The organism is Dactylosporangium sp. NPDC049140 (assembly GCF_040648435.1).
Genome location: NZ_JBEZDS010000012.1, coordinates 194,083 through 218,446, shown reverse-complemented (window position 1 = coordinate 218,446; position 24,364 = coordinate 194,083). Strand labels below are relative to the sequence as shown.

Annotated in this window: 21 protein-coding genes; 10 read left to right on the top strand and 11 right to left on the bottom strand. The window is 71.8% G+C overall.

Features of this window, described 5'->3' with window-relative positions; translation table 11 throughout:
* Window positions 1-58 precede the first annotated feature (58 nt).
* Together AB0B76_RS21945 and AB0B76_RS21940 are read right to left on the bottom strand one after the other, a co-directional pair.
* Window positions 59-1,405, bottom strand: a complete 1,347-nt coding sequence (locus tag AB0B76_RS21945; RefSeq protein WP_360377953.1) for a class I SAM-dependent methyltransferase — start codon at window positions 1,403-1,405, stop codon at window positions 59-61.
* Window positions 1,402-2,775, bottom strand: a complete 1,374-nt coding sequence (locus AB0B76_RS21940) for an FAD-binding oxidoreductase (RefSeq protein ID WP_360377951.1) — start codon at window positions 2,773-2,775, stop codon at window positions 1,402-1,404. Before AB0B76_RS21940 ends, AB0B76_RS21945 begins: the two co-directional genes overlap by 4 nt.
* A gap of 116 nt (window positions 2,776-2,891) precedes the next feature.
* Here AB0B76_RS21940 and AB0B76_RS21935 point away from each other — a divergent pair, with 116 nt between their 5' ends.
* Entirely contained in the window at window positions 2,892-3,185 is a 294-nt protein-coding gene (locus AB0B76_RS21935) for a nuclear transport factor 2 family protein (RefSeq protein WP_360377947.1), read from the top strand.
* 83 nt (window positions 3,186-3,268) lie between these two features.
* Here the strand turns inward: AB0B76_RS21935 and AB0B76_RS21930 are convergent, their stop codons facing one another.
* Complete coding sequence (locus AB0B76_RS21930; RefSeq protein WP_360377944.1) at window positions 3,269-4,345, bottom strand: hypothetical protein; 1,077 nt, start codon at window positions 4,343-4,345, stop codon at window positions 3,269-3,271.
* A 62-nt stretch (window positions 4,346-4,407) separates the two neighbouring features.
* A complete protein-coding gene (locus AB0B76_RS21925) occupies window positions 4,408-4,980 on the bottom strand; it encodes a helix-turn-helix domain-containing protein (RefSeq protein ID WP_360377942.1) in 573 nt (190 codons plus the stop codon).
* A gap of 80 nt (window positions 4,981-5,060) precedes the next feature.
* Here AB0B76_RS21925 and AB0B76_RS21920 point away from each other — a divergent pair, with 80 nt between their 5' ends.
* On the top strand, window positions 5,061-5,708 hold the full coding sequence (locus AB0B76_RS21920) for an NAD(P)H-binding protein (RefSeq protein WP_360377939.1): 648 nt from the start codon (window positions 5,061-5,063) through the stop codon (window positions 5,706-5,708).
* A gap of 186 nt (window positions 5,709-5,894) precedes the next feature.
* Here AB0B76_RS21920 and AB0B76_RS21915 read toward each other — a convergent pair whose 3' ends face one another.
* Both AB0B76_RS21915 and AB0B76_RS21910 read right to left on the bottom strand, forming a co-directional pair.
* The gene (locus AB0B76_RS21915; RefSeq protein WP_360377936.1) at window positions 5,895-7,658 is read right to left on the bottom strand and encodes an ABC transporter substrate-binding protein; all 1,764 of its coding nucleotides are present in this window, start codon (window positions 7,656-7,658) and stop codon (window positions 5,895-5,897) included.
* Window positions 7,659-7,989: 331 nt separating this feature from the next.
* The gene (locus AB0B76_RS21910) at window positions 7,990-8,415 is read right to left on the bottom strand and encodes an RpiB/LacA/LacB family sugar-phosphate isomerase (protein WP_360377934.1); all 426 of its coding nucleotides are present in this window, start codon (window positions 8,413-8,415) and stop codon (window positions 7,990-7,992) included.
* Window positions 8,416-8,689: 274 nt separating this feature from the next.
* Here AB0B76_RS21910 and AB0B76_RS21905 point away from each other — a divergent pair, with 274 nt between their 5' ends.
* Both AB0B76_RS21905 and AB0B76_RS21900 read left to right on the top strand, forming a co-directional pair.
* Window positions 8,690-9,730 carry a caspase family protein gene (locus AB0B76_RS21905; protein WP_360377931.1) on the top strand — a complete coding sequence of 347 codons (1,041 nt, stop codon included), beginning with the start codon at window positions 8,690-8,692 and terminating at the stop codon, window positions 9,728-9,730.
* A complete protein-coding gene (locus AB0B76_RS21900) occupies window positions 9,730-10,299 on the top strand; it encodes an RES family NAD+ phosphorylase (protein WP_360377928.1) in 570 nt (189 codons plus the stop codon). Before AB0B76_RS21905 ends, AB0B76_RS21900 begins: the two co-directional genes overlap by 1 nt.
* 82 nt (window positions 10,300-10,381) lie before the next feature.
* Here AB0B76_RS21900 and AB0B76_RS21895 read toward each other — a convergent pair whose 3' ends face one another.
* Window positions 10,382-11,011, bottom strand: coding sequence for an alpha-ketoglutarate-dependent dioxygenase AlkB (locus tag AB0B76_RS21895; protein WP_360377926.1), 630 nt, complete (start codon window positions 11,009-11,011; stop codon window positions 10,382-10,384).
* Between the two features lie 76 nt (window positions 11,012-11,087).
* On the opposite strand from AB0B76_RS21895, the gene AB0B76_RS21890 reads away from it, so the two are divergent.
* From AB0B76_RS21890 to AB0B76_RS21880, 3 genes are all read left to right on the top strand, one after another.
* Window positions 11,088-12,281, top strand: coding sequence for a cytochrome P450 (locus tag AB0B76_RS21890; RefSeq protein WP_360377924.1), 1,194 nt, complete (start codon window positions 11,088-11,090; stop codon window positions 12,279-12,281).
* Window positions 12,282-12,372: 91 nt separating this feature from the next.
* Window positions 12,373-12,753, top strand: a complete 381-nt coding sequence (locus AB0B76_RS21885; protein ID WP_360377922.1) for an STAS domain-containing protein — start codon at window positions 12,373-12,375, stop codon at window positions 12,751-12,753.
* A gap of 43 nt (window positions 12,754-12,796) precedes the next feature.
* Complete coding sequence (locus AB0B76_RS21880) at window positions 12,797-13,348, top strand: hypothetical protein (protein WP_360377920.1); 552 nt, start codon at window positions 12,797-12,799, stop codon at window positions 13,346-13,348.
* Here the strand turns inward: AB0B76_RS21880 and AB0B76_RS21875 are convergent.
* A complete protein-coding gene (locus AB0B76_RS21875) occupies window positions 13,324-14,721 on the bottom strand; it encodes a PLP-dependent aminotransferase family protein (protein WP_360377918.1) in 1,398 nt (465 codons plus the stop codon). The two genes, AB0B76_RS21880 and AB0B76_RS21875, sit on opposite strands and share 25 nt — an antisense overlap.
* Here AB0B76_RS21875 and AB0B76_RS21870 point away from each other — a divergent pair.
* Window positions 14,720-15,646 (top strand): DMT family transporter, encoded by a 927-nt coding sequence (locus AB0B76_RS21870; RefSeq protein WP_360377916.1) that lies wholly within the window; start codon window positions 14,720-14,722, stop codon window positions 15,644-15,646. The two genes, AB0B76_RS21875 and AB0B76_RS21870, sit on opposite strands and share 2 nt — an antisense overlap.
* An 18-nt stretch (window positions 15,647-15,664) precedes the next feature.
* A complete protein-coding gene (locus tag AB0B76_RS21865) occupies window positions 15,665-16,477 on the top strand; it encodes a helix-turn-helix domain-containing protein (RefSeq protein WP_360377914.1) in 813 nt (270 codons plus the stop codon).
* Window positions 16,478-16,493: 16 nt separating this feature from the next.
* Here the strand turns inward: AB0B76_RS21865 and AB0B76_RS21860 are convergent, their stop codons facing one another.
* Window positions 16,494-17,795: an ROK family transcriptional regulator gene (locus tag AB0B76_RS21860; RefSeq protein WP_360377911.1), complete on the bottom strand. Its 1,302-nt coding sequence runs from the start codon at window positions 17,793-17,795 to the stop codon at window positions 16,494-16,496.
* Window positions 17,796-18,516: 721 nt separating this feature from the next.
* On the opposite strand from AB0B76_RS21860, the gene AB0B76_RS21855 reads away from it, so the two are divergent.
* Complete coding sequence (locus AB0B76_RS21855) at window positions 18,517-22,815, top strand: discoidin domain-containing protein (protein WP_360377908.1); 4,299 nt, start codon at window positions 18,517-18,519, stop codon at window positions 22,813-22,815.
* Here the strand turns inward: AB0B76_RS21855 and AB0B76_RS21850 are convergent.
* Together AB0B76_RS21850 and AB0B76_RS21845 are read right to left on the bottom strand one after the other, a co-directional pair.
* The gene (locus tag AB0B76_RS21850; RefSeq protein WP_360377906.1) at window positions 22,805-23,755 is read right to left on the bottom strand and encodes an AraC family transcriptional regulator; all 951 of its coding nucleotides are present in this window, start codon (window positions 23,753-23,755) and stop codon (window positions 22,805-22,807) included. The genes AB0B76_RS21855 and AB0B76_RS21850 overlap by 11 nt on opposite strands.
* Window positions 23,752-24,339: an isochorismatase family protein gene (locus AB0B76_RS21845; protein ID WP_360377903.1), complete on the bottom strand. Its 588-nt coding sequence runs from the start codon at window positions 24,337-24,339 to the stop codon at window positions 23,752-23,754. The genes AB0B76_RS21850 and AB0B76_RS21845 overlap by 4 nt, the downstream gene beginning before the upstream one ends.
* Window positions 24,340-24,364 lie beyond the last annotated feature (25 nt).

Sequence of the window (24,364 nt, the reverse complement as noted above, 5' to 3'; positions counted from 1 at the left end):
TAAATACCGTTATGGCCGATAAGCCCGTGCTTATCGGCCATAACCGTGCAAAGTCGTACTAAGCCGTCCAGTCGGGGCGCAACGGGTACGACGAGACCCCGTCCTTTGTCGTTTTGGTGGCCAGGATCTGGTGCAGCTGGATCTCGTTGCGCTCGAACGCGAGCCGCGAACCGGCCATGTAGAGGCCCCAGACCCGCGCGGTGCCGAGCCCGACCTCCTCCACACAGGCGTCCCACTGCTCGACCAGGTTGCGGTTCCAGCCGGCGAGCGTGAGCGCGTAGTGCAGCCGCAGGTTCTCCTCGTGCTGCACCTCGAAGGCCGCGTCGTGCACGGCGCTGACGAGGCGCCCCGGCGAGGCCAGCTCGCCGTCGGGGAACACGTAGCGGTCGATGAAGGCGCCGGGCTTGTGCGAGGCGCGGTTGTCCGAGCGCGTGATGCAGTGGTTGAGCAGGCGGCCGCCCGGCTTGAGGCGGTCGCGCAGGGCCCCGAAGTACCGCGGGTAGTTGCGCACCCCGATGTGCTCGGTGAGGCCGATCGAGCTGACCGCGTCGAAGTGCTCCAGCGGCGCGTCGCGGTAGTCCAGGAAGCGCACCTCGGCGAGGTGGCCGAGGCCCTCGCGCTCGATCGCCGCCTGCGCCCACCCGGCCTGCTCGCGCGAGAGCGTGACGCCGAGGGCGCGCACGCCGTACTCGCGCGCCGCGTGGCGCACCATCCCGCCCCAGCCGCAGCCGACGTCGAGCAGGCGCTGGCCGGGCTTGAGCGCGAGCTTGCCGGCGACCAGGTCGTACTTGTTCGACTGGGCCTGCTCCAGCGTGTCGGACTCCGAGCGGTAGCAGGCGCAGGTGTACGTCATCGACGGCCCGAGCACCATCTCGTAGAAGCGGTTCGAGACGTCGTAGTGGTGGTGGATCGCCTCGGCGTCGCGGCCCTTGGCGTGGCGCAGGCCGAGCCCGGCCAGGGTGCGCTTCCACCCCGGGGTCGCCTCCTGCGGCGGGGGCGGCGGCGGGCGCAGGCGCTCCCAGCCCAGGCCGCGCACCAGGCGCAGTACCTCGGCGGCGGGCGGCATCCGCAGCTGCAGGCCGGTCGCCAGCTCCCGCAGCGCCGGGTACGGGTCGCCGGGGTGGGCGCCGCGGACCTCGAGGTCGCCGGTGACGTACGCGCGCGCCATGCCGAGGTCGCCGGGCGCGGTGAGCAGGTAGGACAGGCCCCGCTCGGAGGCGACGTGCAGGCCGATGACGGCGTCCTCGGGGCCGACCGCGCTGCCGTCGTAGGCGGTGATGCGGACCGCCGGCTCGCCGGCCGTCACGGCCCGGACGATGTCGGCGACCTTGGGTACCGGGGGCCGGCGGCGGGGCTGGCCGGGTACCGATCCTTGGGTGTTCGTCGAACGGTAGGTGCTGGTCATCTGCGCCCCACAACCTTGTCGTAGAGGTCGGTCAGTCGATGATCGGGGTCGTAGCGGTCCTTGGCGGCGCGGTACGCGAGGCCGCCGTAGAGCCGGTCGAAGGTCTCCCGGTCGTAGTAGGCATCGGAGTAGAGGGACTTGTGGCCGCCGAGCTCGAAGACCTTGTCCTCGATGAGGCGGTTCACGTCGCCGTCGGCGCGGCCGGGCTCGACCGGCACGGTGCCCCAGAAGCCGACGTTCACGTACGCCTGCCCGGCGTGCATCGGGTAGAGCGGCCACTCCCGCTCGCGCAGGCGCAAGGGACAGAGCCAGAGCGGCGCCATCGGTACCGCCTCGGCGAACCACCGCAGGAACTCGCCCGTGCGCTCCAGGGGCAGCTCGACGTCCTGCACGACCCGTTCGCGGTCGGGCCGGCCCCGCCACCGGTCGATGCGGGCGACGACGCCGTAACGGTTCTCCCAGCGCACGATGCGGTGGTACACGTCGGAGCGGCGGTACTGCCGGGGCCACAGCCGGCGCACGGCGGGGATCTGCGCGCCGAACGCGGCCGAGCACCAGAACCAGTCGGTGTCCCAGCGCCACAGGTAGTCGTAGGCGGAGAGGCGGTCGGCGCCCTTGGCCCGCAGCGACTGGTAGTAGATGTCCTGCCCGGTGTAGTCGCCGGTCGGGCCCGGCTCGTCGGTGAAGTGGCCCAGCACCAGGTAGGACTCGCCCGGCCGGAAGACCACGCCGTCCATGACGTCGACCGCGATGCCGTCGTGCTCCCCCGTCTTCATGACCTCGCCGACGGCCGCGAGCAGCTCGTCGACGTCGTCGAAGCGCAGGTTGCGGGTGGCGACCGCGGCGGCGATCGGCATCAGCTCGATGCGCAGGCGGGTGGCGTACCCGAGGCTGCCCAGCGAGTTCGGGAACGCCGCGAAGAGCTCGGCGTGCTCGTTGTCGGGCCGCGCGGTGAGCACCTCGCCGGCCCCGGTGAGAATGTCCAGCTCCAGCACCGACTCGTGCGGCAGCCCGTGGCGGAACGAGGTCGCCTCGATGCCGAGCCCGGTCACCGCCCCGCCGAGTGTGATGGTGCGCAGCTGGGGTACGACGAACGGCATCAGCCCGTGCGGCAGGGTCGCGTCGACGAGGTCCTCGTACGTGCACATGCCCTGCACCTCGGCCGTACGCCCCTGCGGATCGACCTCGATCACGCCCCCGAGGCCGCTCACGTCGAGCCCGTGGTGCACGGTGTCGCGCGGCCGGAACAGGTTCGACGTCTTCTTCGCCAGGCGAACGGTCTCACCCGGCGGGATGGCGGCGTACGAGTCCTCGAGGGCCCGCACGGCCCGGCGGTGGGCTTCCCAGCCGATTGGTTCAGCGCGCCCCATACAACCACCTCGCTTCCCTGGCCAAAACTTGCACACTCCGCAAGATCAGCCAACGGCTGGTGACTGAACTCACGCCCGCGGTAACGCCCGGGGATGGCCCGGGCGAGAATGACGCCGTGGAATCCCTGATCGAGCGGTACTTCGCGATGTGGAACTCCGGCGATACCTCCGCCGCCTCCGACGTCCTTTCCCCCGCCTGGACCGACTACAACCATCCCGAGGTGACGACGCCGGAGCAGGTCGCCGAGTCGGTGACCCGCATCCGCGCGGCCCGGCCGGCGCTGCGCTTCGAACTGGACTCGATCACGGGTCACGTTGCGGTCGGGCGGGCGGGCGAATCCCTGCTCGCGTGGGTCTTCACCTCGGACGGTACCCACCTGACCTCGGTGCGCACCTACCGCGCCATGTGACCGGACACGGATGAGCGGCCCCCTCCGCCCGAAGGCTTCGAGGACCGCCCGATGGTCGGTGTCCAAATATTAAAGGATCGGCGTCAGTACCGGACGATCAACGCGATCCGCCCGTCGCTCGCGAGGCTGTCGTCGCCCACGAAGGTGACCTCGCCGCTCTGGCGGGCGACCGACTCGACGATGTCGTCGACCGCGTCGTCCAGGAGCACGCCGGGCGCGTCCTGGTGCGGCTCCTGGTCCGGCGGGTGCAGGTGGTCGTCGTGGACCCAGGCCGGGCTGTGGTAGCCCTCCTCGACCAGCAGGTGCGCGCCCCGGCCCTGGTGGGCCAGCGACCAGCACTCGGCCAGTCCGGCCGCGAAGCGGTTCGCGCCGCGCGCCGCGTCCAGCGACTCCAGCGCGGCGACCTGCTCCATCGCCGTGTACGCGGCGAGGCGGGGGGCCAGCAGCTCGTACACCTCGTGCGCGCCCGCGTGGTCGTAGTTGCCCAGCACCGTGCCGGCGAACGGGCGCGGCCACTCGGCGGCGAGGTACGGCAGGTAGCGGTCGACGCCGAGGACGAAGAGGGGCCGGGTGTCGAGGCGGTCGATCGCGGCGAGGGCGCCGGCGATGTCGCGGAAGAACTGGCGGTGCCGCTCCATCTCGTGCTTGCTGGGCTCCTGGCCGTAGTCGCGCGGCATGCCCATGCCCTCGTGCGTGAACGGGAAGCCGTTCGTGGTCACCTCGACGAGCTCGGGGCCGTCGCCGCTCCACAGGCGGGTCGGCTGCTCGGAGAGCACGAGCGCCCAGTACCGGTGCCGCCGGGCCGCGTCGGCGACGACGTCGCGGACCTCGAACGTGTCGGCGATGACGACCCGCTCGTGGACCGGGCTGTCGAGGACGCGCACGTGCACCTGGCCCGGCGAGGCGAACACCGCGAGCCCGTCGCCGGCGTGCCGCAGGTCGACCCGTTCGGCGGCGGTCGCGATCTCGTCGTACACCTGCGAGGCGACCTCCCGCGGCACCGTCTCGTCGCTGTCCAGCCGGCGGCGTGCCTCGGCGAGCAGGTTGCGCAGGCGGATCGGGTCCTGCTGGTTGGCCGGCGCGGTGCGGTGGGTCGGCATGAGCAGGGAGACCGCCGGGTATCCGCTCGGGGTCAGCGTCGCCAGGTCCTTCACCGTCATGTGCCCACCGTGCCCCGCGCGGCGCCGGACGCGCTCGCCCGCGGCGGGTTAGCTTCGCGCGGTCAGAGCCGCAGGCCGGCCACGAAGGCGGCCGCGGCCTTGTCGTCGGCCACCGGGTCGGGCGCGAAGAACGTGATGAAGGCGTGCTGGAAGCACGCGCCGAGCACGAGCCCGGCGAGGGCGTCGGGGTCCGCGTCGGCGGCGATGTTGCCCAGAGACTGCTCGGCGCGCAGGTACGCGGCCAGGCCCTCGTTCGCCCGGTGCGGCCCCAGGTTGCGCGCGCGCAGGTTGTCGCGGTGGGCGGCCAGGATCTGCGGGTCGGAGAAGATCGAGGCGAACATCGGGAAGCCGTCGCGGTAGAACGTGATGCACACGGCCGCGAGCTCGGTCAGGATGTCGCGGACCGGCGCCGAGCCGGCCCGCGCGGGCAGCGTCATGAGCATCGGGATGAACTGCGGGCCGCGCTCGTGCAGCACGGCGAGCATGAGCTCGAGCTTGTCCCGGAAGTGCTTGTACAGCGTCGCCTCGGAGAAGCCCGCCGCGCGCGCCAGCTCCTTGGTGGTGGCGTTGGCCAGCCCGCGCTCGCGCAGCACCCGCGCGGCCGCGTCGAGGATCACGTCACGCGTCGTCGCCACCGGTGCCCCTTCCGAATTTCCCGAACCCATGCCATTGTAGGGGTTAGTGAGTACTTACTAACCACAGGGGGAAGTCTCTCATGAAGCTGACCGTCTTCGGGGCGACCGGCGGGATCGGCCGGCAGCTCATCCGGCTCGGACAGGAGCGCGGGCACGAGATGACCGCCGTCGCGCGGCGCCCGGCCGACCTCGGCTGCGACGTGGTGGTGGCGGACCTGGACGACGCCGAGGCGCTCGCGGCCGCGGTGGCCGGGCGGGACGCGGTGCTCTCCGCGCTCGGCATCCGGCCCGCGGAGATGAAGGCGCGCCGCGTGGGCGACCCGGGCGCGCGCAGCACGGTACAGGCCGACGGGGCCCGGGCCGAGGCGGCCGCCATGCGGGCGACGGGCGTGCGGCGGATCATCAGCGTCGACGCCGCGGGGCGGGTGGCCGACTCGGGCGACGGGGTCGTCATGCGGTACGTCGCCAAGCCGCTGGTGCACCGCATCTTCCGCGAGGGGTTCACGGACCTCACCGTCGCCGAGGGGGTGCTGCGCGACAGCGGGCTCGACTGGACGCTCATCGCGCCGCCGCGGCTGACCGACGGGCCGAACCGGCCGTACCGGACCGTGCTCGACGTGAACGTCCGGGGTGGACGGTTGCTGTCGCGCGCCGACGTGGCCGACGCGATGCTGCGGGCGCTGGCGGAGCCGGGCTGGATCCACCGTCGGGTCAACGTGGCGTACTGAGACGGCGTCACCCGTGCGGCGATGGCCGGCCGCCCAAGGAGGAGAGCGGCCGGCCGTGTGACCGCGTGCCCGGGAAGTCCCTCGTCAACCCGGGCACTGCATGCAGCGGTCAGCTCATGAGACGCGTCACGAGACGCTTCCCGGGACGTGTCACGGGACGCTTCACGGGACGCTTCACGGGACGCGTCACGAGACGCCGAGGTTACCGAAGTCGACCTGACCGTAGTACTGGGTCACGTAGACGTTCGTCAGCCGCGGGTTGCGGTAGTTCAGCGCCTTGTCGTAGGTGAACGGCATGTACGCCGCGGACTCCGAGACCTTCTTGTTGATCTGCTTCCACAGCTCGGCGTTCTTCTGCTGGTCGGGCTCGGCCGCCGCCTGGTCGATGAGCGCGTCGATCGACGGGTCGCTGAGCTCGGCGTAGTTGTTGTTGCCCGACTCGGAGATGGCCCGGCTGTCGACGATGACCTGCAGGAAACCGGCCGGCGACGGGTAGTCCGCGCCCCAGCCCGCGAGCATCAGGCCGTAGCCCTTGTTGTGCACGTTGCTCGGCGAGCCGATGATCGAGCGGAAGTACAGCGCCGCGTCCTGCGGGTCGATCCGGGCGTTGATGCCGATCGCGGACATCGACTGCTGCAACGCCTCGGCCGTCTTCATCTCCTTGCCCGTGTTGCGGGTGGCGATGACGGTGTCGAAGCCGTTCGGGTGCCCGCACGCGGCCAGTTCCTCCTTGGCCTTGTCGACCTGCGGCTTGCCGGACTTGGTGTTGAACAGGTCGTCGGCGTCGTCGTGGCCGTTGATCGTCGGCGGCAGCATGTTGGTGGCGATGTCACCGCCGGCCTCGGCGCCGCCGCGGGCGGTCTGCATCGCCGTCTTGTCCAGCGCGTACTGCACGGCCTTGCGGCAGTGGACGTTGTCGAACGGCGCGACCTTGGTGCTGATCGCGACGTACCGGATGAAGCCGGTCACCGGCGCGTCGGCGTTCTTCTTCTTCTCCGGGTTGAGCAGGATCTTCGGCTGCGAGCCGGGCTGCACGCCGGTCTGGGCGATGTCGAGGTCGACCTCCTCGGCCAGCAGCTGGTTGTCGATCTCCTCGACCGCGGTGCCGTACGTCACCTCGACGCGGTCCGGCAGCGCCTTGCGCACCGGGTCGGTCTTCTGGTCCCACTGGTCGTTGCGGACCATCGTGAGCTTCTTGCCCGGGTCGTAGGACTCGAACTTGTACGGGCCCGTGGACTGCGGGTGGTTGGCGTACTGGGTGCCGGTGTCCTTGGCCTTCTGCACGGGGCTCGAGACCGGCATCTGCATGTGGTACAGGAAGTCGGAGTTCGCCTTGGCCAGGGTGAACACGATCGTGTTGTCGTCGGGCGTCTGCACCGACCGCAGGCCGAGCTTGTCCGGGTCGGTGTCCTTGTACGCGCCCGGGTACTTCTGGCCCTGGTCGAGAAGGTCCACGAGGTACTTCGGGCCGGCGTTGACGACCTCCAGCGCGAAGACGCGCTCGATGCCGTACTTGATGTCCTTCGAGGTGATCGGCGAGCCGTCCTCGAACTTGACGCCGGGCTTGATGTGGAAGGTGTACTTCTTGCCGCCGTCCTCCGGCGTGGGTACCTCGGTGGCCAGGTCCGGCACGAGCTTGAGCCCGTCGGCGCCCGGCTTCGCGTCGTTGGCCAGCAGCGTGCGGACGTAGAAGCCCTTCATCAGGTTCCACTCGCTCGCGTAGTACGCGATCTGCGGGTCGAGCGAGTCCGGGTTGTCGTGGATGGTGAGCTTGAGCGTCCCGCCCTTCTTGCCGGACGGGTTCACCACCCCGGTGACGGCCGCGTTGTAGCCCGACGACGCTTTCTGACCATTGTCCTTGCTGCTATTGTCGCTGCTGGAAGCGCCTCCGCAGGCGGACAGCACGAGCGTCGCGGCGGCCGCTCCGGCCACCAGCACGCGTCTCCTCATATCGGCATGTGTCACGTTCACGAGCAGGCCTTTCCGGGTGCCGCGGTTGTGGGGCCGCGGATTCGGGGTTTCCGCACGCGGGCAGCGCGCATCGCCCAGTCAGGTGGTCCACAGTGGATGGTCCACTGTGTCCAGGGCGTGGGCATGCACCACGCCCACCGGGTGGGTCGCACGATGTTTGGTGGCTGCGTCGCGTGGACGGCGATGTGCGTCGCCGTTCACTGTGCAAAGACCTCGGGCTCATCACCCCGGTTGCGTTCGCGACTCCCTTACCACATAACGGATTGGTCACCGTCAACGCCGACGCCGAGCGCCGATTCGGTTGCGTGCGTTACCGATTCTTGTCCAAGCCCTTCAACCGGGCGATGCTGGCGGCCTCGTCCGGATCGGGCTCCGGCGTCTCCAGGAACGCGCGCAGCACCTCGACGGCAACGTCCGGCGCGAGCCGCTTGAGACTCATCGCGAGCACGTTGGCGTCGTTCCACAGACGCGCGCCGCGCGCCACCCAGGGGTCCCAGGCCACCGCGGCCAGGGCCCCCGGGATCTTGTTGGCGGCGATCGCGGTGCCGGTCCCGGTCCAGCACATGACGACCCCGAACTCGGCCGATCCAGCCGCCACGGCCCGGCCCACACCGGCCCCGAGATCGGGCCAGGGCAGCTCATCAATGCGCAGGATTTCGTGCCCGGCCTCGGCGAGGTGGGCGAGGACGGCCTCGGTGGTGGCGTTGCTGTCATCAGCGGCAAAGGCGATGCGCACGCCCCCATTGTCACTCCAGCGGGGTCACCGCATATGTCACTCCAGCGGGGTCACCGCACGACCTGGGCGGACTCACGGTCAGCACAGGCGTGGCCGCGCAGCGCCGAGCGACCGTTCGGCAGTCACATCCGCCGATCCGGCGACTTGAACAGCAGCCAGGTTCCGACTACGGCCCCCCGCCGGAGTGAGCAGGTCTCGACGGCCGAATTCCGATAAGTTATGCTCAATATGAGCAAGACTCTGATCTTGCTGAGAACGCTCGGCTGGAGGTGTTGTGACGGGGCGAACGGCTGTCCTCATCGGAATCTCCACGTACGAGAGCCTTCCCCCGCTGCCGGGCGTCGCCCGTCAAGTCGAGGAGCTCCGTGCGGTCTTGACCGACCCGGCTCTGGGCGGGTTCACGGCCACAGAGGCCATCGATCCGCCCGTCGAGGAGCTGCGATCCGCCGTCGAGGGCACGTTCCGAGCCGCCGAGCTCGGCGACGTGCTCCTCTTCTACTTCGCCGGTCACGGACTCGTCTCGGCCTCGTCGGAGCTGTACCTCGCCGCCGCGGACTCCACGGCCGATGATCTGGAACGGACGGCCTTCCCGGCCCGGCGGCTGGGCGATCTCCTCGATGCGAGCCGGGCCTCGATCTCCGTCATCGTCCTCGACTGCTGCTATGCCGGTCGGGCGTTCGAATCGATCCACATGCTGACGGCGGCCGCCGGCGGTGGCAGCCCTCCTCCGCTCGACGCATACCGGCAGCGAGCGGTCATCACGTCCGCGACGGACATGGAGCCGGCTCACCGCGGCGCGACGGGCTCGCTCTTCACCTCGGCGCTGATCGGCGCCTTGAAGGGAGGCGCCGACCTCGACGGCGACGGCGTCATCGACGTTGCCGAGGTCTACGAGCACGCCACGGCCGTCCTCGCCAGAGCCGGCGTGCCGCAACGGCCGGCGCTGATCATGAAAGGCGGCGGTGGGGCGCCGGCCCTCATCCGCGCGCCCGGTCTCAAGCTCGGTGACGTGGTCGTGCCGGCCATCTTCGTGCAGGCGGCCGGCGGGCCACGGGCGGCGGCTCAAGCGCTGGGGCTCTCGGACCCGGCGGCCGTCGGCGAGCCCGTCGATCCCGTCGTGGCGCGGCGCGTGGACGACGTGAGGAGCGTGATCGACGCGGCCGCCGACGTCTGGGACGAAACGGTGATCGCGTCCTGGCTCCGCTCGGTCAACGACCACCTCGGCGGGGCCCGTCCGATCGACGTGCTGCTGCAGTCGGGGCCGGACGAAGTGCTGGTGGCGTTGGAGGCCGAGGCCGAGGGGGTCTTCGCCTGATGCTCGTCTATCGGGTGTTTCCCCACCTGCCCTCGGCGGCGCCGGGCCAGCCGGGTCACCCGTCGTACCTGCACCCCGGACGCGGTGGCGGCCGACTGGACAATCCGGCCTCGTACTCCGTCTGGTACCTCTCGTACGACCCGTGCGGCGCGATCGGCGAGGTCTTCGGCAACCGTCAGACGTGGCCGGACACGATGTTCACCGAGAAGCGGCTTCCGGGCAGCCGGAAAGCACTCGCGACGCTGCGGCTCCCCGACGACCTGTCGATCCTCGACCTCGACGACCCTCAGGTCCTGCTCGACCGCGGCCTGCGGCCATCGCAGGTCGTGGCGCGGAATCGGGCGGTCACGCAGGCGTGGGCCCTCCGCATCTTCGACGAGCGAAATGATCGCCGCGAACGCCTGTGGTACGGGGTGGCCTGGCGGAGCTTTCAGCGGCCCCAGTGGCGTCTGCTCGGCTACTGGGGGTCCGCGGAGCCGGTCGTCGTCAACGTAGAACCGCTGCACTACCAGCACTACGCGGTCATCGACGCGGCCGGGACGCTCTTCAAGCGGCTCAGCCGGAAGTGATGCCGGCCGTGGCGGGCGGGTGCGCGGGCCCGGCCAGCGTCGGACGGGGGTGGGAGTCAGCTGAATCCGAAGCGGTTGACGCTCAAGCAACCCCAGCCGGACGGAACTGGACCGACACCCGCGGCCCCACGACCCGCGCCGTCTTCGGCACGCAGTGCTCCCACGTCCGCTGGCACGACCCGCCCATCACCACCAGATCCCCGTGCCCGAGCGGGAACCGGACGCTGTCCCCGCCCCCGCGCGGCCGCAGCAGCAGCGGCCGCGGCGACCCGAACGACACGATCGCCACCATGGTGTCGAAGCGCGCCCCGCGGCCGATCGTGTCCCCGTGCCAGGCGACGCTGTCGCGGCCGTCGCGGTAGAGGCACATGCCCGCGGTCATGAAGGGCTCGCCGAGCTCCTCCACGTAGTGCGCCGTGAGCCGGCGCCGGGCCTCGGTCAGCAGCGGGTGCGGCAGGGTCTCCTCGGCCGGGTACCACCGCAGCAGGCGCGGCACGTCGACCACGTCGTCGTACATCTTGCGGCGCTCGGCCCGCCACTCCACGTCGTGCACCAGCGTCTGCAGGATGGCGTCGGACCCCAGCACCCAGCCGGGCAGGTGATCGACCCACGCGCCCCGGCTCAGGTGATGGCGGGTGACCTGCCCGGTCAGCGACCCGAGGGAGGGCCCGGCGACGTCGAACATCGAGGGCTGGTACGCGAGGTCAATCATGGCTCCAAGTCTACCGGAGTTCGAACACGCGTACGAGCCCATCCCACCGTAGAGGGACAGGCTTTACAGTATGTCGATGCATTCGTCACGCAAGGTCGATCGCGGCGATGCCGGGGGCACGGGCCCGGTCGCGCGGGGCGATGACGGGGTCTGGCACGTCAGCGGGCACGCCGCCGGGCGGGCGGTGCTGCGCAGCGCCGACACCGTTCAGGCGGGGCTGGGCGTCGAGACGGTCGAGAGGCTGCCGCCGAAGATTCGCCGGCCGGTGCTCTACCGGGACGGGGCCGAGCACCGGGAGTACCGTCGCCAAACCGCCCGGTTCTTCACCCCGCGCCGCGTCGACGAGCACTATCGCGGGCTCATGGTCGAGATCGCCGAGCGGCAGCTGGCCGTCCTGCGCCGCGACGGCGAGGCCGAGCTGTCCACGCTGAGCTTCCGGCTCGCCATCGACGTGGCCGCCGCGGTGATCGGCCTGACCGAGAGCCGCCCCGGCATCGACGGGCGCCTCGAGCGCTTCTTCCCGGAGAAGTTCGGCCGCCCGGGGCTCACGAGCCTGACCGGCCTGCGCTGGTTCCTGCGCCAGAACGTGCAGTTCCTCGGCATCTACCTCAAGGACGTGCGCCCCGCGATCCGCCCGCGCCGCCGGGAGCGCCGCGACGACCTGATCTCGCACCTGCTCGACGAGGGCTGCCGCGACGGCGAGATCCTGGGCGAGGTGATCACGTTCGCGGCCGCGGGCATGGTCACCACCCGGGAGTTCATCAATCTGGCCGCCTGGCACCTCTTCACGAACGAAGAGCTGCGGCTTCGGTACCGCGAAAGCCTCGAACCCGACCGCATCGCCATCCTGCACGAGCTGCTGCGCCTGGAGCCGGTCGTCGGCAACCTGAAGCGCCGCACCACGGCCGAGATCACCGTGCCCGACGGCGACACCACCGCGACGATCCCGGCCGGCGCGCTCGTCGACGTCGCCGTGCACGCCGCGAACCTCGACCCCGGGGCGGTCGGCCCGGACCCGGGCGCCGTCTGCCCGGCCCGCCCGGTCGCGACCGGCGTGGCGCCGGCCGTGCTCTCCTTCGGCGACGGCCCGCACCGCTGCCCCGGCGCGCACGTCGCCATCCAGGAGTCCGACATCTTCCTCACCCGCCTGTTCGCGCTGCCGGGCCTGCGCATGACGAGCCCGCCGCGGGTGGCGATGAAGCCGGACATCAGCGCGTACGAGCTGCGGGGCCTGCGCGTGGCCGCCGATCCCGATGTCGTTCGGTACTGAACGAATAGCCCTTCGTGATGGTCCGGGGTGACGCGGCGGGCGAATGCCCGTATCGTGAGAGCGGCTCAGATGTTGGAAGGTGTTGAGCCCGATGAGTCCCGCCGATCGTTTCGCCGTGTTCCCCGAATTCAACGTCACCGTCGAGCCGCTGCCCAACCAGGCGCTGCGGGTCCGCGTCGCCGGCGAGGTCACCCTGGAGAACGTGGGCGAACTGCGCTCGGTGCTCTTCCGCGCGGTGGACGACGTCCGCGCCCGCGCCGTCGAGGTGGACCTGAGCCTGGTGACCTTCATCGACTCGACAGGCATCGGCAAGCTCGTCAGCGCGCGCGCCCACGCCGTCACGAACAACAGCGACCTGTGGATCGTCAACCCCAGCCCGGGCATCCGCCGCGTCCTGAGCCTGCTCGGCCTCCTGGAGATCCTGAGCACCCCGACCGGCACGAGCGGCTGGGCCCCGCCCAAGTCCGCCTGAGCGCCGGCCGCCGGGCGTGCGGCCGTAGGGCACAATGCCACGCGTGTTTGTCGTACGCGCGGATGCCGGGCCGCGCCGGCGGCGGTACCGCCGGATGGTCACCGTCATGGCCGTCGGGTACGCGCTGCTGGCGGCGCTGTTCGGCGTGCAGATGAGCCTCATCGCGCACCAGCTCGACGACCTGCTCGCCGCGCTCGTGCCCGGGGCCGTCGCCGGGCTGCTCGGGTTCATGTTCGGCTCGCTGCTGCTGGTCGGCGGGGCCCTGAAGCGGCTGCGCGCGGCCGCGGGGCTCGGCCGGATCATGACCGTCCAGGCGGACGGGCTCTGGATCGACGCCGTCGACGTCTTCCTGCCGTGGGAGATCGTCGGGCAGGTCCGCCGGCGGCCCTGGCGGCGGCACGAGATCCTCATGGTCACCGTCCGGCCGGGCACCGCGCCGGACCACCCCGGCGCCTACGGGCTCGGCGACGACCCGAAGCTGTGGCGCGCGTTCAACGGCACCGGCGTGGCGGTCGGCCTGCGCGACATCGTCCCGGACAAGGAGCGGGTGTACGCCGAGATCGCCCGGTATCACGCCGTGGAGCGCAGCGCCTGAGCGAGCCGGTGCACGCCCTCGTCGAGCAGGGCCGGCGGGGCGGCGGCGAAGGTGAGGCGCAGGTGCGGCGCGTCCGGCTCGGCGGCGTACCACGGCCGGCCCGGGAAGACGACCACGTGCAGCGCGGCCGCGGCCGTCGTCACCGCGACGTCGTCGGTGCCGTCGGGCAGGCGGAGCCAGGCGTGGAGGCCTCCCCGCGGTACCGATGGCGGATCCAACGCCGGCAGGTGACGCCGGACCGCGTCGAGGAGGGCGTCGCGGCGCGTGCGCAGGGCCGCCCGCAGTGCGCGAAGGTGTCGCGGCCACGCCGGTGAGGTCACGAAGTCGAGGGCGGCCTGCTGCAGGGGGCCCGTGACGAAGAAGTCGTCGAGCACGCGCGCGGCGCGCAGCCGGGCGCCGGCCGGGCCCCGGGCGCCGATCGCGGCCACCCGGAGCCCCGGCGCGGCCGACTTCGTGAGCGAGCGCAGGTACACCACATGGCCGTCCCGGTCGTCGGCGACCAGCGGCGGCGGGGGGTCGGCGTCGATGGCGAGGTCGCGCGCGTAGTCGTCCTCGAGCAGGAACGCGCCCGCGGCGCGCATCTCGGCGAGCACCGCCGCGCGGCGGCCGGGCACGAGCGTGGCGCCGTGCGGGTTGGCGAACAGCGGCTGGCAGTAGAACAGCCGGGCGCCGGTGCGGCGCAGCGCGGCGGCGAGCAGGTCGGGGCGCACCCCGGCGTCGTCGGCCGGCACCGGCACGACGCGCAGCCCGGCGGCGCGGGCGGCGGCGAGCGCGCCGAGGTACGTGGGCGACTCCACCAGTACCGTGTCGCCCGGCGCGGCCAGGGCGCGGAACGCGGTCGACAGCGCCGCCTGCCCGCCCGGGCAGATGACGAGGTCCTCGGCGCGCAGGGCCCCGCCGGCGGCCCGCGCGAACCAGGCGCGCAGGTCCTCCCGCCCCTCGACCGGCCCGCGCTGCCAGCTCGCCGGCTGCCGGGCCGCCCGCACGAGCGCGGCGCCGAGGGCGCCGAGGGGCTGCAGGTCCTCGTCGAGGTACCCGCTGGACAGCGCGATCGCCCCGGGCCGCGGCACGGCCAGCAGCGCCTGCAGCGCGTCCTCGCCGGCCGGCCGCGGCCCGAGCGCGATCGACTGCCACGACAGGTCGGACGCGGGCTTGGCCGCGGCGCGCGCGGCGACGAACGTGCCCCGCCCCGGCTGCGTGTCGAGCACGCCCTCGGCCGCGAGGGCCCGGATCGCCCGGGTGACGGTGATCGGCGACGCCTGGTGCCGGGCGGTGAGCTCCCGCACGGTCGGCAGCCGTGTCCCCGGCGCCGCGGCGCCCGCCACGGCCCGGAGATCTTGGATAACGCGACCGGCTGCGTTATCGTCATTCATGAGAAGCAAGGATAGCGTTACTCGCTCGGACGCGATAACGGGGGCCACCCTCGGCGCGCTGGGCGTCCTCGCGTTCAGCATGTCGCTGCCGGCCACCCGGGTCGCCGTCGAGCACCTCGACCCGTGGTTCGTCGCGTTCGGCCGGGCCGTCGGCGCGGGCCTGCTGGCCGTGGCGTACCTCGCGGCCGTGCGCGCCCCCCGCCCGACCGCGGCCCAGTGGCGCCGCCTCGCCGTCGTCGCGCTCGGCGTCGTGGCCGGCTTCCCGATGTTCACGTCGCTGGCCCTGCAGACGAGCACGGCCGCGCACGGCGCCGTCGTCGTCGCCCTGCTGCCCGCCGTGACCGCCGGCCTCGCGGTGCTGCGCGCCCGGGAGCGCCCGACACCGGCGTTCTGGCTCGCGGGCGCGGCCGGCCTGCTCGCCGTGCTCGTCTTCCTGGCCCTCAGCGGCGCCGTCTCGGGCGCGCTCGGCCCCGCGGACCTGTTCCTGCTCGCCGCGATCGCGCTGTGCGGCCTCGGGTACGCGGAGGGCGGCGCCCTGGCCCGCGAGCTCGGCGGCGCCCGCACGATCTGCTGGGCACTCGTGCTCGCCCTGCCGGCCACGGTCGCCATCACCGCCGTCGCCGCGCTGCGCCACCCGCCGCACGCCCCGGCCGCCGGGTGGGCCGGCTTCGGGTACCTCACCGTGATCTCGATGTTCCTGGGGTTCTTCGCGTGGTACGCCGGCCTCGCCCGCGGCGGCGTGGCGCGCGTCGGGCAGGTCCAGCTGGCCCAGCCGGTGCTCACCCTCGCGTGGTCGGCGTGGCTGCTGCACGAGCACGTCCCGCCGGTCGCGGTGGCCGCCGCCGTTCTGGTCCTCGGGTGCGTCGCGCTGACCCAGCGCCTGCGGTTCGAGAAGCCGAAGGCGGTTGACCCTCACCCGGCGTGAGGGTGGATCGTGGGAGGCGTGGAGCTGCTCAGCATCGGGGACTTCGCGCGGCGAACCGGCCTGTCCCAGCGGGCCCTGCGCCTCTACGACGAGATGGGCCTGCTGCGCCCGGAGCGGGTCGACGCCCACTCCGGCTACCGCTGGTACGGCCCGGACCAGGCCGCCCGCGCCCGGCTCATCGTGGCCCTGCGCCAGCTCGGCGTGCCCCTGCCCGAGGTGGCCGCGATGGCCGACGCCGAGCCGGCGCGGGCGGCGCGCCGGGTCGCGGAGCACTGGGCCCGCGCCGAGTTCGAGCACCACGGCCGCCGGGTGCTGGCCGGGTACCTGGTCGACGAGCTCGAGGGCCGCGCGGCGCCGCGCTTCGACGTGCGGGTGCGCACCGTACCCGAGCGGCGGCTGCTGACCCTGCGCCGGCACGTGACCCCGGAGGAGCTCGTCCTCGTGGGCCGCGACCTGCTCGTCACCCGCATGCGCGAGGCCGGCGTGCCCCGCCCCGCGAACGAGCTCGAGGCCCCGTTCGTGATCTACCACGGCCTGGTGACGGCCGACAGCGACGGCCCGGTCGAGTGGTGCCGCCCGCTCCGGCCCGGCGACGCCGAGCGGGTGGCCGCGCGCTTCCCCGACCTCGGGCTGCGCACCGAGCCGGAGCACGAGGAGGCGTACGTCCACCGGCCCACGGCCGAGACCGACCCCGAGGCCTGGCTGGTGATGGAGGCCCTGGCCGCATGGGCGGTCCAGCACGCGAGGTCGGCGTCGGGGCCGGTGCGGGTCAGCATCCGGCCCGGCCCCACCCGCTCCGCGGACATCTCGATCCCGCTGGCGGCCCGCTGACGTCGCGGCGCGCGGTCTACGGGCCGGCCAGGAGCAGGGGGCGCTGCGCGTGGTCCGGCTGGGGCCGGGTGCCCAGCGCCACCGCCGTCGGGTCCTCGATCATCCGCTCCACCACCACGCCCGCTCCGCCGCGCGCGGCGGCCGTGAACCCCAGATGCGACGCCACGAAGTTGCATCTCGCGGCGGTCGAGGCCACGGCCAGCCTCGCCAGGTTGGCCTGGGCCGACGGGATCAGGTGGTCGGCGAGCTCGGCGAAGTAGCCGCCCAGGACGATGACGCGCGGGTTGAAGAGGTTCACCAGGATGGCGCCGCCGTGGCCGAGCCAGCGGCCCACCTCCTCCACGGCCTCCGTCGCGGCCTCGTCGCCCCGCTGCAGGCGGTGGCTGATCTCCGCGATGCGCTCCTGGGGGTCCGGGATCGGGCCGTCCTCCAGGCCGTAGGCGGCGTCCGGGGTGGCCTTGCGGACGAGCTGGGCCAGGCCCACCTTGGTCTCCCAGCAACCGATCCGGCCACAACCGCAGGGTGCGCCGCCCGGCTCCACCGGCAGGTGGCCCACCTCGCCCGAGAAGCCGTCGGCGCCGCGCAGCAGGCGGCCGTTCACGATCACGCCGCCGCCCACGCCGACCTCGCCCGTCAGGTAGACCAGGTCGTCGGTGCCGGCCGCCACGCCCCAGGTGTACTCGGCCAGGGCGGCCAGGTTCGCGTCGTTGTCCACGCCGATCCAGAGGCCCGGGGCCAGGCCGTGCGCCAGCCTCGTCGCCACCGGGACGTCGCGCCAGCCCAGGTTCGGGGCCAGGACGACCACGCCGCGAGCGACGTCGACCAGGCCTGGTACCGCCACCGTCAGACCCACCGGCGTCACGCCCCGGCGCACCAGTTCGGCCACGGAACGGCGCGCCGCCTCGGTCAGGTCCTCGAGGCAGCGCTCCACGTCGCGGTGCATGGCGTCGAAGCTCACGCGCTTCTCGATCACCGTGCGGCCGGTCAGGTCGGCGCCGTGGACGGCCAGGTAGTCCACGTTGATCTCGATGCCGATCGCGCCGACGTCGGGGCTCAGGGCGATGCCGCGCCCGGGCCGGCCGGCCGTGCCCGAGTGCTCGGCGCCGATCTCGCGGACCAGGCGCCGGGTCAGCAGCTCGTCCACCAGGCTCGACACGGTCGCCTTGTGCAGGCCCGTCGCGGCCGCGATCGCGGCCCGCGAGCGCGGGCCGTTCGTGCGGATGTGGCGCAGGGTCCTGGTCAGGTTGGTGCGGCGCAGGGCCAGCTGGTCGGTGGGCTCCTCCGCGGATCCGGCGCCCGCGCGTTCCTTGCTCACCATCGTTCTCACCCCTGCGGCCGCGGCGCGTGCGGGCCGAGGCGGCCGGGACGCGCCCACTCAGTGACTACGGACATGGCGGACCGGCGGCCGGATGCGCCGCGTGGTTCGCGGGCGTCCGTCGCGTGTGGCCTCAGCGGCGCGGTGCTCGTGGGTCCGGTGCGGCGGCCTTGCCGAGGGGCCGCGGCGACCGGGAGCCACCGCATCGATGCGGCTCATTCGTCGGTCCGTCCGACGAATCAACCACGAAACATCCCGGCTGCACCAGACCTACGGGCAACGAATCAGGCACGTTTCGAAACTCGGCGGGACAGGGGCAACCAGCCGCGCATATTCCAACGCGTCAATCACACGGGATGGCACACAACCGAAGAACCGTTGACTTGCCGGTAGCTTGTCTGCAACATTTGGCGCAACGTAGTGCAAGATTCCTACAAGCGCTCGTCAGACTTACGCTACTCTCCGCAACTCGATCGCAGCCGGCACCGCCAACCCGATGCGACCGTCCCACCACCCCGCCTACGGAGAGGGTTGCCGTGCTGCGCATCCACACACCCTGAACGAAGCACGTCCCGACCGACTGAACCTCTGTGGCCGCCGCCGCACCCGGACCGCCGACAGCGCACCGCCAATCCCGCCCGCGGGAAGCGCCCGTTCCGCCCAGCGCGCCGCCACCGCACTGAACACACCCCGTTCGGACGCATTGAGACGACGAAGGATCCCGATGAGCAGAAGGCTCGTGACGCGGAGGGTGCTCGCGGCGTTCGCCGTGGCCACCCTTGTCGCCGTGACGGCGCAGACGCTGCCGGCGCAGGCCGCCGGTGGCCCCAATCTCGCCAGTGGCCGGCCCGCCACCTCCAGCAGCACCAACGGCCAGAACGGCATCGGCAACATCAACGACGGCAACCAGGGCACCTACTGGGAGAGCGCCAACAACTCCTGGCCGCAGTGGGCCCAGATCGACCTGGGCAGCGCCAAGAGCATCGACCAGATCAAGCTGAAGCTGCCCAACGACGCCGCCTGGGCGACGCGCACCGAGACGCTGACGGTGACCGGCAGCAACGACGGGACCAGCTTCTCCACGATCGTCGGCTCGGCCGGGTACATCTTCAACCCCGCGAGCCAGAACACGGTCACGATCGGCTTCAACGCCACGACGACGCGGTACGTGCGGCTGAACTTCTCGGCCAACACGGGCTGGCCCGCCGCCCAGGTCTCCGAGTTCGAGATCTACGGCGTGTCCACCGCCGGCAGCAACCTGGCCGCGGGCAAGACGTTCACGGCCAGCACGCAGAACGCGCAGTACGTGCCCGGCAACGGCGGCGACTCCAACCAGGACACCTACTGGGAGAGCTCCGGCGCCCTGCCGCAGTGGCTGCAGGTCGACCTCGGCTCCGCGGTGCCGGTCAGCTCCGTGGTGCTGAAGCTGCCCGCCGCCTGGGGCGCGCGCACCGAGACCCTCGCCGTGCAGGGCAGCACCACCGGCAGCACGTTCTCGGACATCGTGGCGTCGAACTCGTACAACTTCGCGCCCACCGCCGCGAACACGGTGACCATCCCGTTCACCCAGACGACGACCCGGTACGTGCGGGTCAGCATCTCGGCGAACACCGGCTGGGCGGCCGCGCAGCTGTCCGAGCTGGAGGTGTACGGGCCGACGACCGGTGACACCCAGGCGCCGACCGCCCCGGGGAGCCTCGCGTACACGATCCCGGGCAGCGGCCTGATCAAGCTGACCTGGAACGCGTCGACGGACGACAGCGGCTCCATCGCCGGCTACGACGTGTACGCCAACGGCGCGCTGCGCACCAGCGTCGCCGGCAACGTGCTGACGTACACGGACAGCCAGCCCGACAGCGCGACCGTGAGCTACTACGTGAAGGCCCGCGACGCCGCCGGCAACCAGTCGGCCAACTCGAACACGGTGACCCGCACGGGTACCACTCCGGACACCCAGGCGCCGACCGCGCCCGGGAGCCTCGCCTACACCCAGCCGGGCAGCGGCCAGATCAACCTCACCTGGACCGCGTCGACCGACAACAGCGGCTCCATCGCCGGCTACGACGTGTACGCGAACAACTCGCTGCGCGGGTCGGTCGCCGGCAACGTGCTGACCTACACGGACAGCCAGCCCGACACCGCGACCGTCAGCTACTACGTGAAGGCCCGCGACGCCGCCGGCAACGCCTCCGCGGCCAGCAACACGGTCACCCGCACCGGCACCGGCACCCCGCCGCCGGGGACCAACGTGGCGCTGGGCAAGACGATGGAGGCCAGCGGCTCGGTCTTCACGTTCGTGCCGGCCAACGCCAACGACAACAGCGTCACCACCTACTGGGAGGGCGCGGCCGGCTACCCGGCGACGCTCACCGTGAAGCTCGGCGCCAACCACGACATCAGCAAGATCACGCTGAAGCTCGACCCGAGCTCGGCGTGGGGCACGCGGACCCAGAACGTCCAGGTCCTCGGCCGTGACCAGGGCTCGTCGACGTACACCAGCCTGGTGTCGGCGGCCAACTACACCTGGAACCCGGCGAGCGGCAACTCGGTCGACATCACCGTCAGCGCCCGGGTCGCCGACGTCCGGCTGCAGTTCAACTCCAACACCGGCGCCCCGTCGGGCCAGGTCGCGGAGTTCCAGGTCTTCGGTACCCCGGCCCCCAACCCGGACCTGCAGATCACCGGCATCAGCCAGTCGCCGGCCGCGCCCATCGAGACGGACTCGGTGAACCTGACCGCCACGGTGAAGAACAACGGCTCGGCCGCCTCCGGCGCGACGAACGTCAACTTCTACCTCGGTACCGCCCAGGGCACCGTCCTGGCCGGCACCGCGACCGTGACCGGTCTCGCCGCCGGTGCGCAGGGCACGTTCACCGCGAACATCGGGCCGCGCACCGCGGGCACGTACACGGTGAGCGCGAAGGTCGACGAGGGCAACACGGTCATCGAGACCGACGAGACCAACAACTCGTTCACCAGCGGCTCGAACCTCGTGGTGCAGCCGGTGCAGTCCTCGGACCTCGTCGCCGCCCCGGTGGCCTGGTCGCCGTCGAACCCGTCGGCGGGCAACACGGTCACCTTCACCGTCGTGATCAAGAACCAGGGCACCCAGGCCAGCGGCTCGGGTGCGCACGGGGTCACGCTGACGCTCAAGGACGCCACCGGGGCCACGGTGAAGACGCTGACCGGGTCGTACACCGGGACGCTCGCCGCCGGCGCCAGTTCCCCGGTCGTCAGCCAGGGCACGTGGACCGCGGTCAACGGCAAGTACACGGTGCACACCGTGCTCGCCAACGACACCAACGAGCTGGCGGTCAAGCAGGCCAACAACACCAGCGACAACCCGCTGTTCGTCGGGCGGGGCGCGAACATGCCCTATGACATGTACGAGGCCGAGGACGGCACGGTCGGCGGCGGCGCGCAGGTCGTCGGGCCGAACCGCACCATCGGCGACCTCGCCGGCGAGGCGTCGGGCCGCAAGGCGGTGACGCTGAACTCGACCGGGTCGTCCGTGCAGTGGACCACGCGGCAGAGCACCAACACGGTGGTCGTGCGGTTCTCGATCCCGGACGGCACCACGTCGTCGGTAAACGTGTACGTCAACGGCTCCTTCGCCAAGGCGATCCAGCTGACGTCGAAGTACACGTGGCTCTACGGCAACGAGGCGTCGCCGACCAACTCCCCCGGCACCGGCCCGCGGCACATCTACGACGAGGCAAACGTCCTGCTCGACAGCACCGTGAACGCCGGCAGCACCATCAAGCTGCAGAAGGACGCGGCCAACGGCGGCAACATCGCGGTCGACTTCATCAACACCGAGCAGGTCGCCCCGATCGCCAACCCGAACCCGGCCACGTACATCACCCCGGCCGGCTTCACCCAGCAGGACGTGCAGAACGCCTTCAACACGGCGACGCAGAGCAGCACGGCGGTCGGCGTCTACCTCCCGGCGGGCACCTACGTCACCACCGGGAAGTTCGACATCAACAGCAAGGCGATCCAGGTCGTCGGGGCCGGGCCGTGGTACACGAAGTTCACCACGCCGCAGGACCAGCAGAACACCGATGCGGGCTTCCGGGTCCAGACCTCGGCGAACGGCTCCACGTTCAAGAACCTGGCCTTCTTCGGCAACTACGTCGAGCGCATCGACGGCCCCGGCAAGGTATGGGGCGAGCTGAAGGACAACCAGAACCTGACGATCGACAACGTCTGGGTGGAGCACACCGTCTGCATGTACTGGGGCGTGCACAACAGCGGCATCAACATCTCCAACAGCCGCATCCGGGACACCTTCGCCGACGGCATCAACTTCACGAACGACACGACGAACACCCACCTGAACAACATCGACGCCCGCAGCACGGGTGACGACTCGTTCGCGCTGTTCTCCGCGATCGACAGCGGCGGCTCGGTGGGCAACCACGACAACCTGTGGGAGAACCTGTCCGCGACCCTCACCTGGCGCGCGGCCGGCTTCGCGGTCTACGGCGGGTACAGCAACACGTTCCGCAACATGTACATCGCGGACATGCTGACGTACTCGGGCATCACGATCAGCTCGCTGGACTTCGGCTACCCGTTCGTCGGCTTCGGCACGCAGCCCACGACGATCCAGAACGTGTCGCTCGTGCGCGACGGCGGGCACTTCTGGGGTCAGCAGGCGTTCGGCGCGATCTGGGCGTTCTCGGCCTCGAAGGAGTTCCGCGGGGTCCGGGTGTCCGATGTGGACATCGTGGACCCGACGTACTCCGGCATCATGTTCCAGACGAAGTACAAGGACCCGAACACGCCCGAGTTCACGTTCACGGACACCATCTTCACGAACATCACCATCAGCGGCGCGAAGCGCAGTGGTGACGCGTTCGACGCGAAGTCCGGGATCGGCATCTGGGCGAACGAGCTGCCCGAGCCCGGGCAGGGCCCGGCGCGCGGGTCGGTCACGTTCAACCACCTGACGTTCTCGGACAACGCCGAGAACATCAGGAACACGACGAGCACGTTCACGCTGACGATCAACCCGTAGTACTCCGCTCGAGGGAACGGCCGCCGGGGCTCCCGGCGGCCGTTCTTGCTCTCAGCCGCCGCAGCATGCGCGCGTCCTCGAAGCCGGCCGAGCGGGCCGCGGCGTCGACCGTCGCGCCGTGGCCGATCAGGTGCTCGGCGCGCTCGAGGCGCAGCAGCTGCTGGTACCGCAGCGGGGTCAGCCCGGTCGCGTCGCCGAACGCGCGGGTCAGGGTCCGCTCGCTCACCCCGGCCGCGGCGGCGAGGTCGCGCAGCGGCAGGCGCTCGGTGAAGCGGTCGTCGATGACGTCCTGCGCCCGGTGGACCACGTCGCTCACGTGGTCGCGGTGGCGCAGCATCGCGCTGTGCTGGGGCGCGTCGCCGTTGCGGCGGGCGTAGACGACCATCTCGCGGGCCACCTGGGCCGCCACCGCCGGGCCGTGGCGGGTCGCCACCAGGTGCAGTGCCAGGTCGATGCCGCTGGCGATGCCGGCCGAGGTGACGACCCGCTCGTCGACGACGTAGAGCACGTCGCGCACCACGCGGGCCCGCGGGTAGCGCTCCGCGAGGTGCTCCTGCAGCCCGTGGTGGGTGGTGCAGCGGCGCCCGTCGAGCAGGCCGGCCTGGCCGAGCGCGTCGGCGCCGGCGCAGACGCTCGCGACCGTTCCGCCGTCGGCGTGGTGGCGGGCGATCCGGGCGCGGGTCGATCCGGTCAGCAGGCCGTTGCGGCCGAACTCGGCCCCGCGCCAGCCCGGGACCAGCACGAGGTCGTCGCGGCCCAGCTCCGGCCACCGGGTCCGGGCGCGCAGCGGGAGACCCTGCGCGGTGGGTACCTCCTCCCGCTCGGCCACGTAGTGCAGCTCGTAGCCGAGGCCGAGGTCGCGCACGGTGGAGAACACCTGTGCGGGGCCGGCCAGGTCGAGCAGGTGCACCTGCGGCACGAGCAGGAAGACGATCCTCACCGGGCGAGGACCTCCTTGACGGTGGCGATGGTGGCGAAGCGGCCGGCCAGAGCATATTCGGTGCGTGCGATGACGTCCGCGGTCGACAGCGTGCGCGGGCTGGCGAGGATCTCCTCGTAGGGGCGGCCGCGCTCGTCGCGGTGGGCGATCGGGAAGGTGGCGGTCGCCTCGGTGACGAAGGTGACGTCGTAGCCGAGGTCGCCGGCGACGCGGGTGGTGGTCTCGCAGCACTGCTCGGTCTGGATACCGGTGACGATCAGGTGCCGGATGCCCTCGGCGGTGAGCAGCTGCTGCAGGCCGGTCGTGGTGAACGCGTTCGCGCTGGTCTTGACGAGCTGGGGCTCGCCGGCGACGGGCTCGAGGCCGTCGAGGTGGCGGATGAAGTCGTGGCCGGCCGCGGGGTCGAACACGCCGCCGGTGCCCGGCTCGCTGTGCAGGACCCACACGACGAGGTCGCCGCGCTCCCGGGCGTCGGCGATGAGCGGGGCCACGGTGGCCGCGATGTCCGGGTTCGACACGGCCGCCCAGCTGGGCCGCTGCCGGAAGGACTCCTGGATGTCGATGACGAGCAAAGCACTTCGCATGGCCTCGATCGTGCGCCTCCCGGGC

What these genes read in the sequence shown, in the direction of transcription:
- AB0B76_RS21890 (WP_360377924.1), top strand. Translation starts at nt 11,088, where the DNA reads ATGCATTCGTCACGCAAGGTCGATCGCGGCGATGCCGGGGGCACGGGC.
- AB0B76_RS21845 (WP_360377903.1), bottom strand. Translation starts at nt 24,339, where the DNA reads ATGCGAAGTGCTTTGCTCGTCATCGACATCCAGGAGTCCTTCCGGCAG.
- AB0B76_RS21895 (WP_360377926.1), bottom strand. Translation starts at nt 11,011, where the DNA reads ATGATTGACCTCGCGTACCAGCCCTCGATGTTCGACGTCGCCGGGCCC.
- AB0B76_RS21860 (WP_360377911.1), bottom strand. Translation starts at nt 17,795, where the DNA reads ATGGTGAGCAAGGAACGCGCGGGCGCCGGATCCGCGGAGGAGCCCACC.
- AB0B76_RS21855 (WP_360377908.1), top strand. Translation starts at nt 18,517, where the DNA reads ATGAGCAGAAGGCTCGTGACGCGGAGGGTGCTCGCGGCGTTCGCCGTG.
- AB0B76_RS21945 (WP_360377953.1), bottom strand. Translation starts at nt 1,405, where the DNA reads ATGACCAGCACCTACCGTTCGACGAACACCCAAGGATCGGTACCCGGC.
- AB0B76_RS21885 (WP_360377922.1), top strand. Translation starts at nt 12,373, where the DNA reads ATGAGTCCCGCCGATCGTTTCGCCGTGTTCCCCGAATTCAACGTCACC.
- AB0B76_RS21930 (WP_360377944.1), bottom strand. Translation starts at nt 4,345, where the DNA reads ATGACGGTGAAGGACCTGGCGACGCTGACCCCGAGCGGATACCCGGCG.
- AB0B76_RS21915 (WP_360377936.1), bottom strand. Translation starts at nt 7,658, where the DNA reads ATGAGGAGACGCGTGCTGGTGGCCGGAGCGGCCGCCGCGACGCTCGTG.
- AB0B76_RS21900 (WP_360377928.1), top strand. Translation starts at nt 9,730, where the DNA reads ATGCTCGTCTATCGGGTGTTTCCCCACCTGCCCTCGGCGGCGCCGGGC.
- AB0B76_RS21870 (WP_360377916.1), top strand. Translation starts at nt 14,720, where the DNA reads ATGAGAAGCAAGGATAGCGTTACTCGCTCGGACGCGATAACGGGGGCC.
- AB0B76_RS21875 (WP_360377918.1), bottom strand. Translation starts at nt 14,721, where the DNA reads ATGAATGACGATAACGCAGCCGGTCGCGTTATCCAAGATCTCCGGGCC.
- AB0B76_RS21940 (WP_360377951.1), bottom strand. Translation starts at nt 2,775, where the DNA reads ATGGGGCGCGCTGAACCAATCGGCTGGGAAGCCCACCGCCGGGCCGTG.
- AB0B76_RS21920 (WP_360377939.1), top strand. Translation starts at nt 5,061, where the DNA reads ATGAAGCTGACCGTCTTCGGGGCGACCGGCGGGATCGGCCGGCAGCTC.